This is a genomic window from Vibrio sp. SCSIO 43135, from assembly GCF_023716665.1.
Lineage (GTDB): Bacteria > Pseudomonadota > Gammaproteobacteria > Enterobacterales > Vibrionaceae > Vibrio > Vibrio paucivorans.
On the sequence record NZ_CP071860.1, the window covers coordinates 1367649 to 1381522 of the forward strand.

At 44.9% G+C, this 13874-nt stretch carries 12 protein-coding genes; 6 read left to right on the plus strand and 6 right to left on the minus strand.

Going from position 1 to position 13874, the window contains the following annotated elements; all coding sequences use genetic code 11:
* Window positions 1-202: 202 nt before the first annotated feature.
* Complete coding sequence (locus J4N42_RS20690) at window positions 203-595, minus strand: RidA family protein (protein ID WP_252031868.1); 393 nt, start codon at window positions 593-595, stop codon at window positions 203-205.
* An 85-nt stretch (window positions 596-680) separates the two neighbouring features.
* On the minus strand, window positions 681-2114 hold the full coding sequence (locus J4N42_RS20695) for an N-acyl-D-amino-acid deacylase family protein (protein WP_252031870.1): 1434 nt from the start codon (window positions 2112-2114) through the stop codon (window positions 681-683).
* A gap of 176 nt (window positions 2115-2290) precedes the next feature.
* On the opposite strand from J4N42_RS20695, the gene J4N42_RS20700 reads away from it, so the two are divergent.
* Both J4N42_RS20700 and J4N42_RS20705 read left to right on the plus strand, forming a co-directional pair.
* Entirely contained in the window at window positions 2291-3565 is a 1275-nt protein-coding gene (locus tag J4N42_RS20700; RefSeq protein ID WP_252031873.1) for an amino acid deaminase, read from the plus strand.
* Window positions 3566-3626: 61 nt separating this feature from the next.
* Entirely contained in the window at window positions 3627-4490 is an 864-nt protein-coding gene (locus J4N42_RS20705; protein WP_252031875.1) for a MurR/RpiR family transcriptional regulator, read from the plus strand.
* A 126-nt stretch (window positions 4491-4616) separates the two neighbouring features.
* Here J4N42_RS20705 and J4N42_RS20710 read toward each other — a convergent pair whose 3' ends face one another.
* Window positions 4617-5660 (minus strand): FAD-binding oxidoreductase, encoded by a 1044-nt coding sequence (locus J4N42_RS20710; protein WP_252031878.1) that lies wholly within the window; start codon window positions 5658-5660, stop codon window positions 4617-4619.
* Window positions 5661-5724: 64 nt separating this feature from the next.
* Window positions 5725-7392, minus strand: a complete 1668-nt coding sequence (gene hcp, locus J4N42_RS20715) for a hydroxylamine reductase (protein ID WP_252031881.1) — start codon at window positions 7390-7392, stop codon at window positions 5725-5727.
* Between the two features lie 259 nt (window positions 7393-7651).
* Here hcp and J4N42_RS20720 point away from each other — a divergent pair, with 259 nt between their 5' ends.
* The 4 genes from J4N42_RS20720 to J4N42_RS20735 all read left to right on the plus strand — a co-directional run bounded on the left by J4N42_RS20720 (window position 7652) and on the right by J4N42_RS20735 (window position 11033).
* Entirely contained in the window at window positions 7652-7864 is a 213-nt protein-coding gene (locus tag J4N42_RS20720; RefSeq protein ID WP_252031884.1) for a hemolysin E, read from the plus strand.
* A gap of 202 nt (window positions 7865-8066) precedes the next feature.
* On the plus strand, window positions 8067-8552 hold the full coding sequence (locus tag J4N42_RS20725; RefSeq protein ID WP_252031887.1) for an acyl-CoA thioesterase: 486 nt from the start codon (window positions 8067-8069) through the stop codon (window positions 8550-8552).
* A gap of 177 nt (window positions 8553-8729) precedes the next feature.
* The gene (locus tag J4N42_RS20730; protein ID WP_252031890.1) at window positions 8730-10667 is read left to right on the plus strand and encodes an acyltransferase family protein; all 1938 of its coding nucleotides are present in this window, start codon (window positions 8730-8732) and stop codon (window positions 10665-10667) included.
* A 120-nt stretch (window positions 10668-10787) separates the two neighbouring features.
* The gene (locus tag J4N42_RS20735; protein ID WP_252031893.1) at window positions 10788-11033 is read left to right on the plus strand and encodes a hypothetical protein; all 246 of its coding nucleotides are present in this window, start codon (window positions 10788-10790) and stop codon (window positions 11031-11033) included.
* A 349-nt stretch (window positions 11034-11382) separates the two neighbouring features.
* Here J4N42_RS20735 and malG read toward each other — a convergent pair whose 3' ends face one another.
* Together malG and malF are read right to left on the minus strand one after the other, a co-directional pair.
* Window positions 11383-12273, minus strand: coding sequence for a maltose ABC transporter permease MalG (gene malG, locus J4N42_RS20740; protein ID WP_252031896.1), 891 nt, complete (start codon window positions 12271-12273; stop codon window positions 11383-11385).
* Window positions 12274-12284: 11 nt separating this feature from the next.
* Entirely contained in the window at window positions 12285-13859 is a 1575-nt protein-coding gene (gene malF, locus J4N42_RS20745) for a maltose ABC transporter permease MalF (protein WP_252031899.1), read from the minus strand.
* Between the last annotated feature and the right edge of the window lie 15 nt (window positions 13860-13874).

The following is a 13874-nucleotide window of genomic DNA, read 5'->3' on the forward strand; positions in this document are numbered from 1 at the left end:
ACACCTCTCAGTGAAATATGAAATTCATTCCTGAATTTAATTATATTTATTTTATATTCCATATATATGCAGCGAGTTATTTCGGTATTAATTGAATTTGCTGCAATATTTATAATATGTAGGGTGAGAGTATTGGTGGATAATAACAGGGATATATATCCCCCAACACTCTCTTTATCGGTATTTGTGATTTAGATGATTATTAGCGACGGTCTTCGCGGTAGCAGGTTACGTCCACTTCTACTTTCACATCTACAACAAGGTCACACACCATACAAATGCGAGCCGGTGGGTTTGCGCCAAAGAACTCTTTGAACACTTTGTTGAATGATTGGAAGTAGCGTGAATCCGTTAGAACCACTTTAACGTGTACAACGTCTTCTAGTGTGTATCCCGCTTCAGTCATGATGTCGACACAGTTCTGAATCGCTAGGCGAGACTGATCGATGATGCCGCCTTCAACAACTTCACCGTCCGTCATTGGCGTTTGGCCAGAAACGTATAGGAAACCACCTGCTTCCGTTGCACGTGCAAATGGTAAATGTTGTCCACCTGTACCAGTACCGCCTTCAACACCGTAACGTTTAATAGTCATTTTTAACTCCACTTCTTTACAGATTATATTGGTCTTATTTCCAATATATTTATTTAAACTAATTTGTTGTTTTTATTTAATTCAATTATTTTCGATAAATAAAAACACCAGAGCGATTATTTTTAACTTTTCCTTTTTGGTAAGTTAACTCACCATTTACAAAGACACTTTCAATTCCATCGGCAACTGAAATAGGATTTTCAAACGTTGCTGTGTCTTTAATATTGTTTGGATCGAACAAGACTAAGTCTGCAAACGCACCTTGGCGGATTTCACCGCGCCCTGCTAGGTTGTAGCGTTTAGCTGACATGCCCGTCATTTTGTGAATGGCTTCAGCCATTGAGAACAACTGCTCTTCACGACAATAATGACCAAGCACTTTCGGGAACGTCCCCCATAAACGTGGGTGTGGATGAGGGTCATTTGGTAAACCGTCGGAACCCACCATGGTCAGTTTGTACTTAAGTACGCGCTTCACATCGTCTTCATCCATACAGTGATATACCGCACCTGCTGGTTGGATGGCTTTAGCTGCGTCCATCAGCGGTAGGTTCATTTCGTCCGCAATGACTTTTAACGTCTTGCCCGCATGCTCAGGTTTGGTTTCAGACCACGTAATAAAGATGTCGAAGTCATCGGTCACCTGTTTTAGGTCCAGCGTTGAAGAACTGGCTGAATACGGATAGCAATCACAAGACACATCTTGATGCTCAGAGACTTTATCCATTAGATCCAATACTTCGACAGTGCGTCCCCAGTTACCGGCACCCGCACACTTAAGGTGAGAAATCACCACAGGTACTTTTGCGTATTGGCCAGTCTCAAATGCTTCATCCATTGCACTTAAAATTTCTTCGAATTCTGTGCGCATGTGAGTGGTGTAGATACCGCCATGCTCAGACAGTACTGTTGCCAATTGCATCACTTCGTTTGCGTTTGCCTGCTTTGCGCTGGCATAGGCTAAACCAGAGCTCAAACCGAGCGCCCCTTGCTGCATCGCCAAATCTAGGTTGGTTTGCATCAGAGCAATTTCGTCTTCAGTCGCAGTGCGCTGTAAGTCATCCATCACTTGGTTGCGCAGTGTGGTATGGCCAACTAACGCCGCTACGTTAACTGCTGGCTGTGCTTGTTCGACCGCCTTTGCATAAGCTTCAAAGGTTGGGTATTTGAAATCGTCTTTCTTACCCAATAAGTTCATTGGATCTGGTGGATCGCCTGCCAATACCGTTGGTGACGCACTGATACCGCAGTTACCAACGATCACTGTTGTGACACCCTGACTAATTTTTGGAAGGCAGTCAGGGAAACGAATCACGTTTGTGTCATCGTGGGTATGAACATCGATGAAACCCGGTGCCAAAGCTAAGCCTGCACCTTCAATAAGTTGACCACAGTCTTCGTGATCGACTTCGCCGATCTCGACAATTTTTCCGTCTCGGATTGCTACATCTGCACAAAACGCTTGTTCGCCGGTGCCATCAAACACCTCTACGTTTTTAATTATGGTATCGAACAACATTTATCACTCTCTCAACCCGCTGTTTTGATGTGGCCATCTTAAAAAGATCCCCTACGGTTTTCAGTGACAATACACACAAAATATTTTAAATTGTGTGATAGTTTCTACCACAAACAAAGTTATAGATAGTTTTAACCATTAAAATACAACAACTTAAACCATGTTAGGAATCAACAATGAAACATAACCCTACCCAAGAAAATGTTAGAAACTATCAGAATGATAGTTTTGTATTAGTCGAAAAAGGCCAAAAAGGGCGAGCTGTATCACAGTCTAATCACGACAGTTACAGCCTTGTTGATGAAGAAATTTCGCTACCTGCCGCAGTAATCAAACAATCAGCACTCACCAACAACATCAGTTGGATGCAAACATTCGCCAACCATCATCAAGTGAAGCTGTGTCCACATGGCAAAACCACCATGACACCAAGTTTCTTTCACCAACAGCTCCAAGGTGGAGCGTGGGGAGTCACCGTGGCTACACCAGCTCAAGCGGAAGTTGCTGCTATGTCTGGTGCTAAACACATCATTATGGCCAACCAGTTAGTCGGTAAAACCAACATGGCCATCATTGAACAATTAATGAATGACTTTGATGTCGACCTCTATTGCTGTGTTGATTCGTTGGCAAACCTCGACCAACTGGACTCGTTCTTTTCTAAGCGAAACCAAACGCTTAACGTACTGATCGAGTTTGGGGTTGAAGGCGGTCGCTGTGGATGTCGTACCCCAGAAGAAGTGATGGAGCTAGCCGATGCCATTCAAGGTATGCCTTCCATTAGTTTGGCCGGTATCGAAGTGTATGAAGGCGTCATTCACGGTGATAATGCTGAACAAGACATCCGTGCATTCCTGAATCAGACGTTGAACCTGGTACAAAGCCTGTCTCTTGATGGCCTAGTGCATGAAAAACCAATCATTACTGGCGCAGGCTCAGCATGGTATGACGTTGTTGCTGAATGTTTGGCTAACCTAACTCACTGTGTCGCGATCATCCGCCCTGGGTGCTATGCGATTCACGACACAGGCATTTACCTAGATGCACAAAGTAAAGTCATGCAGCGTGCTCAGAATAACCAAGGTTACGCCTGCGAATTAGGCGGCGATCTCGAATCCGCGCTTGAGGTTTGGGCGTACGTTATTTCTAGGCCGGAGCCAACCAAGTTAGTGGTTGGGCTAGGCAAGCGAGATGTTGCGTTCGATGCTGGGCTACCTATCGCGGAACGCGGCTATCGCAATGGTGAAGCGATTTCTGTAAATGGGCTCACTTCAACCGCCGTAATGGATCAACACACATTTGTAGAAGTTGATGAAAGCAGCGACATTCAAGTTGGCGATGTTATTGCCTTTTCTACTTCGCATCCGTGCCTAACTTTCGATAAATGGCGTTACATCGCAGTCAGTGATGACCAGCACCGAGTAACACACTGGGTAGAGACGTGCTTTTAACCCACCATTAATACGATATACTGGGGCTAGTTTGATAGCCCCCTAAAAAGGATCTGGATTCTTGAGTTTAGAAGTAGACATCATTTCACAGATAACGGAACGATTTCCGGCTCTTCGTGATGCAGAAAAGAAAGTCGCCAAATTGATCATGGACGACATTAATTTCGCAGCCAATGCCAGCATTACTGAGCTCGCTGAGAGTGCAGAGGTCAGCGAAGCGACCATCACCCGCTTCGCCAAAGCAGTCGGATGTAGCAATGTTCGCGACATGAAAATTAAGTTGGCTCAAACCCTCACCGTTGGGCAACGATTCATCTTAGAGCCAGTCGATCAAACGGGCTATCAAGGTATTTATGAGTCGATTAAGCAAAGCTTAGATATTAATCGAACTCTGTTTAACGAACAGGATGTCGAGACAGCAGTCCACTGGTTACATAATGCTAGACAGATCATCGCTATTGGCATGGGTGGTGGCTCAACTATCGCTTCACAAGAACTTCAACACCGTTTGTTCCGCTTAGGTTATCCAGTTGTTGCCTATAACGATGGCTTAATGTCTCGCATGGTAGCAGCGACTGCGGACGCTAGTGACGTGATGGTGATGATATCGGCGACGGGTTTCACACCTGTGATTACCGAAACAGCAGAGCTTGCCAAACAGTACGGCTTGAAAGTCATCGCAATTACCCCTCAAGACACGCCGCTTGCCAAAACCGCTGATATTGTCCTACCCATTAAGCACATGGAAACGGATTTTATTTATAAGCCGTCTGCGTCTCGTTACGCCATGTTGGCACTTGTCGATGTGATTTCAATGGGCCTTGCGGTGAATCATAAGAACCGTTCAAGAGACAAACTCAGAAGGCTTAAGGTAGCGTTAGACTCGCACCGAGGCGGTGGTGACAGGCAGCCTTTGGGCGACTAACCCATTAAGATAATTTGCTAAAATCACATGAGCCATTGCTGATTCTAGAACAAGCAATGGCTCTTTTTTCACTTCTACTATGAGCTTCAAAGTGCATCAATAAACAAAGTGCACCAATAAACAAAGCTACCCGAGGCTCACCTCGACATCCGACTGCACTTGGCTCGAACAGGCGAGTACATACCCTTGAGCGATCTCTTCTTCGGTGAGAGTTTCAGTACTGCTGCTTACCACCTCACCTTTGTTCACCTTACACTTACACGATCCACAGATACCACTTCGGCAAGCCGCAATAACCGGTACTCCGGCTTGCTCTAACGAATCAATCAAAGCACTGCCTTTGTCAGCCGCGAATTCAACGCCAAAATCAGGCACCACCACTTTCACACTCGATGAACCAGTATCGGCTGTCGAATCCATAATTTCTGACGCTTTAGGGGTAAAGCTTTCCTGGTAGAAATTAGCCATGTCAAAATCGATTTCAGTGAGGTAACGCTCAACATCCTGCATGAACCCAACTGGGCCACATAGGTACACTGTACGCTCTTGAATATCTGGGCTCAGTTTCAACAACCAGTTTTTATCTAATCGACCTTGTGGGCATTGTGTGTTGCTCGCGTCTTTAAGCAGCAACCTAAGATGAAAATTCTCATGCTCTGCTTCCAGCGCAAGTAACTCATGATAGTAGATGGTTTCTTCTCTACTGCGCGCCATATGAATAAAATCGATATCAATATTTTCATTGGTCGCAAGCCATTGCTGAGTCATCGCCATAACAGGCGTGATTCCGCAACCAGCACTCACCAATGTGACTCTATTCGATTTAGAAGGCAGGCAATCTACGCTATTAAAAGCCCCAGCCGGCTTTAGCACGTCCACTTCATCACCTTCATCGAAATGGTCAACCATGTAGTTGGAGACGAGTCCTCCTTCTACACGTTTGATGGTCAGCTTCAGTTGTTTTTCCCCCGGACGAGAGCTTATCGAATAGGCTCGATAGTCTAGTTTCTCGGGCATATTGACGCCTAAGGTGATGAATTGTCCCGGCTTGAAATCAAACCTGACATCGGAATTTCTACTGCTCAGCTCTAGGCTGACCGTATCGGGTGTTTCATACCACTTTCGGACACAGACAAGTTCTAGCGCTTCGTTGTCTAGCCACGCTTGCATAGTGCAAACCTCTCAATGATTCATGGAGAAAAGAGCCTCATGGGAGGCTCTTTACTTTGGGGAGTTAAGCTACGGCTTCCAAAATAGTTGCTAAGTCTTGCTCTGGCGATGAAATCGCTCGCATATCGAACTGCTCTTGGATAATTTTCAGTAAGTTATCAGTCAAGAATGCTGGCGCAGTCGGACCGGTGTAAATACCTTTCACGCCTAGTGCGAATAGCGTCAGCAAGATTACGATCGCTTTTTGCTCAAACCAAGAAAGCACAAGAGTCAACGGCAGTTCGTTGATCCCGCAATCAAACTCCTTAGAGAGTGCCAACGCCAACTGAATCGCAGAATATGCATCGTTACATTGACCTACATCCAACAAGCGTGGAATGCCATTAATGTCGCCAAATTGGTTCTTGTTGAAGCGGAACTTACCACACGCAAGGGTGAGAATAAGCGTGTCCTCTGGTGCTTGAGCAGTAAAGTCGGTGTAGTAGCTGCGTTCTGACTTATCACCATCACAGCCTCCCACTAAGAAGAAGTGCTTGATATTGCCTTCCTTCACTTGGTCGATAACAGCCGGAGCCGCTTCCATCAGAGCATTACGACCAAACCCTACCGTGATCATCTGCTCGATTTCATCGTGCTGGAATCCCGGCTGCGCTAGCGCACACTCAATCACTTGGCTGAAATCATCACCTTCAACGTGAGCGACACCAGGCCAGCCAACGATACTGCGAGTGAACAGGCGATCAGCGTATTGGCCGACATTCGGGTTAAGCAAGCAGTTTGATGTCATCACAATCGCACCTGGGAAGTTAGCAAATTCCTTCTGCTGGTTTTGCCACGCACTGCCGTAGTTACCCACTAGATGCGGATACTTCTTCAGTTCTGGATAGCCATGTGCTGGCAGCATCTCACCATTGGTGTAAACGTTTATGCCCTTACCTTCAGTTTGTTGCAGAATCTTCTCTAGATCGTGTAGGTCATGCCCTGAAACAAGAATACAGTGCCCTTTTACCGTTTTTACATTCACTGCCGTCGGCTCTGGGTGGCCGAACGTGTCTGTTTCACCTTTATCCAGCATCTCCATCACTTTGTAGTTCATCAAGCCGATCTGCATTGAGGTATCGAGCAGTTGCTGTAGGTCTGTCGGGTCGGTCCCAAGCAATGCCATAATTTGGTGATATTCACCTTGAATCTGTTCGTCAGTTTGACCAAGAACACGAGCGTGTTCCATATAAGCTGCAGCACCTTTCAACCCATACAGGCAAAGTAAACGCAATCCGATGACATCTTCATGCTGCGACTCTTTACCACGGTTTACCGCCGCTTGAGGGGCAAGTGCAAGCAAAGCTTCTGGTTCAGTCGGCAGGTTAAACTGCGCAGCAGGTGATAACTCTGGAATTTCGAACCCAGTAACTAAAGCAGCTGCGCGTACTTTTTCTTCTAACTCAACCTTGTATTGATGTGACTTCTGAGCAAACTCGATAATGCGCTCAGGGTCGAAGTTAACGTTCGTCAGAGTGGCAAAGAAAGCTTGTGGTGCCCATTCATCTACTTCGCGTACAATCACACCACATGAACGGCCTAAATTGGCCCAGAAAGACACACCTTGTAAGGAGTGGACGAGAACGTCTTGTAGATCAGATACTTCTGACGTTTTACCGCACATACCTTGCGCAAAAGAACACCCCTTAACAGTCGGGGTTTGAATAGTTTGTTCACACTGAATACAGAACATATTTGGGCTCCAATTATTATAGTAAGTACTTGGCTTACAATGATTATTTCTGAACCCTCTATGGCATATTGCGTGCCAAAACATAACTCGCTGATTTTTAATGAAAAGACTATTTCCCACATTTTTACAAAGGTCAAATAGACCTACAAAAATCAGGGGATAAAGCACATCATTATGTCTTTATGACTCACAATGAGTTGTTCATGTTTCATTCATATTGACTTTGTTAGCCTATACATAACGAAATGAGGTAAAGATTATGAGTCGATTTTTTGTAGGTATCATTGCACTTGTCACTGGTATGTTTGCACTTATCTTCAGCTTGTTGATGGCTATTCCACTCGCAATTGCTGCGCTAATCACTGGCAAACGTATTCAAAAACAAATGAAGCAACAAGGTTACGCTTCTCCGTTCGAGCAACCTCAACAAGCCAACGTCATTGAAGGCGAATGTGAAGAAGTGCGTAAGTAACACCTTAGACTGCTCCTTAAGGTTCCCCCAAACCACTAAACGGCTGACGAGTTCAGCCGTTTTTTTCGTCTCTCGATACCACTGAAAAACTACGCTTGACCGATATTTAATCGGATATAGGCTACCTTTCTATATATATGTTGCAGTTATTTGACAACTTTGTTATCAAACAAGAATGATAACAAATAAGGATGTACACACTATGAGCAGTGGACAACGCGATATTACATTGCGATTTTTAGCGGAACCGGGAGACGTTAACTTCGGGGGTAAAGTACACGGCGGTGCCGTGATGAAGTGGATTGATTTAGCGGCCTACGCCTGTGCGGCGGGTTGGAGTGGTAAATACTGTATCACCGCCTATGCTGGCGGTATCCGATTTGTAGAACCTATTTTTGTCGGCAACTTGGTCGAAGTCACCGGTAAGGTTATCTACACTGGTAGCTCTTCTATGCACATTGCGATTGATGTTCAAGCGAGTGATCCCAAAGAACTCAACAACCGCTTAACTACGCACTGTATCGTGATCATGGTTGCTGTCGATGGCAATGGAAAACCGACCAAAGTGCCAGAATGGATTCCAGAAACAGACGAAGATATTCAACTTCGCGATTCAGCCGTACGCCTAATGAACATGCGTAAGGAAATCGGCGAAGAGATGGAAGCACATGTTAAGTATTTGAAGTAAGCCGCTGCATTACCTAATACCAAAACCATACTTTGTAGCTACTAAAACACCTTTTTGCCCGATGTCTCATGTTGAGAGAACATACTAATATTTGGCCCACCAACTTGGTGGGCCATTTTATTCAGACCGCAAGAGCCCGCTGATTAGATTTGAATTTCTTTTCGAAAGGACTCACAGATGACATTTAGAAACGATCTAAACAGCCTCCGCGCGATAGCCGTTATCGCTGTTGTACTGTTTCACTTCAATGCACCCGTTCTTTCAGGTGGGTTTGCTGGTGTTGATGTCTTTTTTGTTATCTCTGGCTACTTGATGACCAGCATTATCGTTACCGCATACCAATCAGAACGATTTTCATTGCTGGGATTTTATCACTCTCGAGCCCTAAGAATTATTCCAGCCCTAGCCGTACTTTGCATATTCCTGATGATTTATGGCTGGTTCATGTTGATTCCCGTTGAATACCGCGACCTAGGAAAAAACGCTTTTAATAGCCTTCTGTTTACCTCTAATTTTACTTACTGGCGTAACTCGGGGTATTTCGACCCTGGCTCACAATACAACGCATTACTTCATACTTGGTCTTTATCTGTCGAATGGCAATTCTACGTTATATACCCAATCATTGTTGTCTTGGCTCTGCGTTTCCTATCCATCAAAACCTTTAAATGGTTTCTAGTTTTTGCTGCTATTTCAAGCTTCGCCTTGAGTGTTGTCGCTTCTGCAAAGTGGCCAACACCTAGCTATTTTTTATTGCCCACTCGCGCATGGGAAATGCTAGCGGGGGGTATTGTTTTCCTCTTCCCAATTGCACTCTCAAAGTACAAGCAGCACAGCTTGTTTTATGTAGGTCTGTGTATGATAGCTGCCAGCTATCTGCTAGTAGGTAAAGAGACTCTATGGCCTTCCTACTTCACTCTACTTCCTGTAATCGGGACGGCACTGGTTATCGCGGCGAATATCCAAAACAACTGGTTTTCAAACAATCGATTGTTCCAAAACCTTGGGCTTTGCTCTTACTCTATTTACCTATGGCATTGGTCAATCGCAGTACTACTCAAAGAACATGTCTCTACAACTTGGTATATACCCGTCGGTATTGTTTTATCTGTGCTACTAGGGTTCATGAGCTATACCTTGGTAGAAAGTAGGTTTAGAAAACACCAAGATCTCAAATGGACGCGACAATTATTTTCCAAACCGACCTTCATATTTAGCACAGCCCTTGTTCTCTGCTTTGTTGTATGGGATCAAAAAGGCATAACAACAGATATCCGTGTCGTTTCTACTAGTGCTCAAAGCCAGTTCCTTAATCGCTATGCCTCGCATGATTATCGAGAGAAGATATATCTTTCCTACAGTCACGAATGCAATTTCTTCGACTACAAAAGCACTCCAAACAGAGTCAGAACATCATTGGCCAGCTACTGCACGGATTTTAGCGACCGAAAAGTCAACGTTCTACTTTGGGGAGATTCTCATGCTCAGGCTATATCATACGGTTTGAGACACATACCGAGTGACCTAAACCTATTGCAAATAGCCACTTCTTCTTGCCGACCGAGCCTAAATGCAGCTGCAAACTCTGCATTAAAAGGAACTAAATTCGCAGCGTGTAAAGCCTCGAATCAATTTGCTCTTAATTTCATAAAGCGATATCAACCAGAAGTCGTGGTATTAGCACAGGCCAACTTTCACGAACAAAGTGATTTCACTCAACTGGCAAAAGCGATTAAAGCTCTAGGGGTACAAGAGGTCGTGCTGGTTGGCCCTACGCCCCAATGGCGCCCTAGCCTGCCTAGAATACTTGCAAAAGGCGAGTATTTTGACCGTTCAACGGTACATATCCCTTACGAAACTTTGGCGAGTGATATCGAAGCAACAAATCTGGCTCTCAGTGTGCGTTACCAAACAGATAAGGAGTTGCACTATTTATCTCTGATCGACTCTCTGTGCGACAAACAGACCGGCTGCTTAGCCAAAATCGATACTGAGAATACACCTATCGTTTGGGATTACGGTCATTTGTCCCTTAAGGGCTCTCAGTATGTTTCATCTGAGCTCTTGTTACCGTTTATCTCTTCTCTTCCAACACGGGTAGATAATTCATCCTGACGCTACACGGCAGCGATTGTCATTTTTCTTTCATCTTCATTTGCTTTAATTCGGCACACCAACGTGGACTTGCCACGTTTAGCGGATAAGAGCCTTCAAAGAAAGAGAAAGGAGATCAGTTTGGGTCTGGAAAAAACCACCTTAAGTGAAGCCACGATTAACAATTTAAAAGCAGTAGAGTATCAGTGGGTGCGCACTATGTATGTTGAAGGTTATAACGATAGTGAGATCAATCACTATATCCGTACCTGTTTTGGTGGAGACGATACGTTCGCGGATCTATTCCGTAAGGTAGCCCTGCAGCAAGAAAGTATCTATGTATTACTTCAGTATCTTGGCGTTGCACCCTCTAGCCGAGAGTTCTAACCCGTTATTTCCCCTGCCAATTTTATATAAACCTCGCAGTTTTATGTAACAGAGATGTCGGTTGCATATTCCTTTCAACACCTCGTCGCACAGCCATTTTTACCCACTATGCTGTTTTACCGCACGGCTTATACTGAACAGCGTTACCTAACAGACATAAAAAAACCCAAGCTAAGCTCGGGTTTTGGTTACAAAAACTGTTAGTAGTGGAAATTAGTAAGGAATCTAGCTAACAGCCAGCTATGCGTAACGCCAGATCTGCACTCACGCTTAACGAGTCGGCGGCCAAACCAAAAGTGTTAAGCTGAGAACAAAATGGGGCGACCTTTACGGTCGCCCCTTATCGTTATTATCCTTTCACACCGCCGGCGGTAAGTCCTCCGACAAGCCAACGCTGCGCAAGTAAAAATACGATAGTGATAGGTAGTGCAGACAATACTGCTGCAGCTGCGAAATCACCCCATAGATAGTTCTGAGGGTAGAGGTACTGCTGCATACCAACCGCTAATGTATATGAGTTTACATCAGAAAGTAGTAAAGATGCTACAGGAACCTCGCCCACTACCATGATAAATGACAAGATAAACACTACTGCTAAAATAGGCACTGAAAGTGGTAGCAGTACTAATCTAAACGCCTGCCACGGTGTCGCACCATCCAGTGCAGCTGCTTCTTCTAGCGAATTATCAATCGTTTCAAAGTAACCTTTAATCGTCCATACGTGTAGAGCGATACCACCCAAGTACGAAAAGATTAGGCCGCCGTGAGTGTTCAAACCTAGGAACGGAATGTATTGGCCTAACTTGTCAAACAACGCATAAATCGCCACCAAAGCCAACACTGCAGGGAACATCTGGAAGATCATCATCGCTTTTAAGATGGTGTTCTTACCCTTGAAGCGCATACGTGCAAACGCGTAAGCCGATGTCGTAGAAAGCGCCACAATCAGAATCGATGAGATACCCGCAACTTTCACTGAGTTCCACAGCCAAGTCAGAACAGGGAACGGTGGTGGTGTTACCGAACCATCAGCATTAGTGACCGAAATGCCCAATGCCAGTTTCCAGTGATCCAATGATGGGTTCTCTGGGATGATGCTACCCGTAGCGAAGTTACCTTCACGAAACGAGATCGCAATGATCATCAATAGTGGGAAGATAATCAGCGCTAGGAACGCCCACATTGCGATGTGAGTAGCCCAAACACGGTATTTTAATGACTTACCTTGTACCATTGCCATGTTATGTCTCCTTAATCCTGAGCTACTTTAGTCACGCGTAAGTTGAGTAGTGCGAGAGCGCCAACCAATAGGAAGATAAGCGTTGCAACTGCACTTGCTAGACCGAAGTCTTGACCACCTGCACCTTCGAATGCAATACGGTAGGTGTAGTTAACCAGTAAGTCTGTGTAACCAGCAGGCTCAGACGTACCAATCATATTCGGACCACCTTGAGTCAATAGCTGAATAAGCACAAAGTTATTGAAGTTAAACGCGAAACTAGCAATCAATAGCGGTGTTAGCGGTTTTATCATCAATGGCATAGTGATCTTGCGGAAGTTATCAATGAAGTTTGCACCATCGATAGCCGACGCTTCGTATAAATCTTCTGGGATAGCTTTCAATAGGCCCATACATAAAATCATCATGTATGGGAAACCTAACCACGTATTAACGATGATGATCATTAACTTGGCAAGGAATGGGTCTGAGAACCACGCTGGGCTAATGCCAAACAGGCCTTCAAGTACCATGTTGACTTCACCAAAGCTTTGGTTGAACAAACCTTTGAAAATAAGAATCGAGATGAACGCTGGAACGGCGTAAGGCAGGATCAGCAGTACGCGATATACAGCACGGCCTTTCAGCTCCTCCCACTGAACCACACTCGCAAGGACTAGACCGATAATCACGGTTAATGCCACGCTGATTGCCGAGAACAGTAGTGTCCAGAAGAAGATACTGATGAATGGTTCTTTAATACCATCGTCTTTCCAAACTCGTTCAAAGTTGTGAGTACCGATACCCACGACGAAGCCTGGAGAAACAGTAGAGCCGACGAACTGTCCATTCTCATCTACAGGCTGGTAGAAACCTTTGTCTAGGTTTGGACGTAGCGTCTCGCCTGTTTCATTGTTCAGTAGCGATTCACCGTCTTCCTGAAGAGTGTACAGAGGAACGACCGCAGCAAACTTACGCAAACCACTCATACGAATTTCTTCGCCTGATGGCATGTTGAGATCAAGCGTATTCAGGTTAGAGCGATTTTGGATGATGGTTTTGATTTTTTCTTTATCGCCTGCAACAGAGTCTACTGGAGTGAGTTCCATTTCCGCCGACGCAATCGATGCCAAATTAAACGTGTCTGTTGCTAACAGTGTCTCGCCAGACTTAACGGCAATTCTGTGGCCATCTTCTGTTTTATAGAGTGTAAACGGGTAGCTATCACCACTTTGATAAGTGCGATCCATCAGTACCGACTGAGCGCGCTCAAAAGAAAGTTGGTTTTTAGCGCTGTAGTTAGTGAATGCAAGACCAATGGTGTACGCAAGTGGGAAAAGGATGAACAAAATCATGCCCGCAATACCTGGGTAGATATAGCGATGTGCGTAGGTCTTTTTACTGCCGAAAATATAGAGGGCCAGTGCCGTAAGAATAACGGTAAGCAGCGCAAACGCCATCTCACCGCGAGAATACATCAGAATGGTCGCATAACCATTAATGATTCCCACTGAACCTAAAAGAGCCCATTTAATGAATACACTCTTGCTTGCCGGTAAATTCGTTGTTGGTGATGTCATTGCATCGGTACCTTGAATTGACTGCATAGAGGAACCTGCTAG

Coding starts and splice junctions, on each gene's coding strand:
- J4N42_RS20720 (WP_252031884.1), top strand. CDS start 7,652: ATGAGTCGATTTTTTGTAGGTATCATTGCACTTGTCACTGGTATGTTT.
- J4N42_RS20730 (WP_252031890.1), top strand. CDS start 8,730: ATGACATTTAGAAACGATCTAAACAGCCTCCGCGCGATAGCCGTTATC.
- J4N42_RS20690 (WP_252031868.1), bottom strand. CDS start 595: ATGACTATTAAACGTTACGGTGTTGAAGGCGGTACTGGTACAGGTGGA.
- J4N42_RS20700 (WP_252031873.1), top strand. CDS start 2,291: ATGAAACATAACCCTACCCAAGAAAATGTTAGAAACTATCAGAATGAT.
- J4N42_RS20710 (WP_252031878.1), bottom strand. CDS start 5,660: ATGCAAGCGTGGCTAGACAACGAAGCGCTAGAACTTGTCTGTGTCCGA.
- J4N42_RS20725 (WP_252031887.1), top strand. CDS start 8,067: ATGAGCAGTGGACAACGCGATATTACATTGCGATTTTTAGCGGAACCG.
- malG (WP_252031896.1), bottom strand. CDS start 12,273: ATGGCAATGGTACAAGGTAAGTCATTAAAATACCGTGTTTGGGCTACT.
- J4N42_RS20695 (WP_252031870.1), bottom strand. CDS start 2,114: ATGTTGTTCGATACCATAATTAAAAACGTAGAGGTGTTTGATGGCACC.
- malF (WP_252031899.1), bottom strand. CDS start 13,859: ATGCAGTCAATTCAAGGTACCGATGCAATGACATCACCAACAACGAAT.
- hcp (WP_252031881.1), bottom strand. CDS start 7,392: ATGTTCTGTATTCAGTGTGAACAAACTATTCAAACCCCGACTGTTAAG.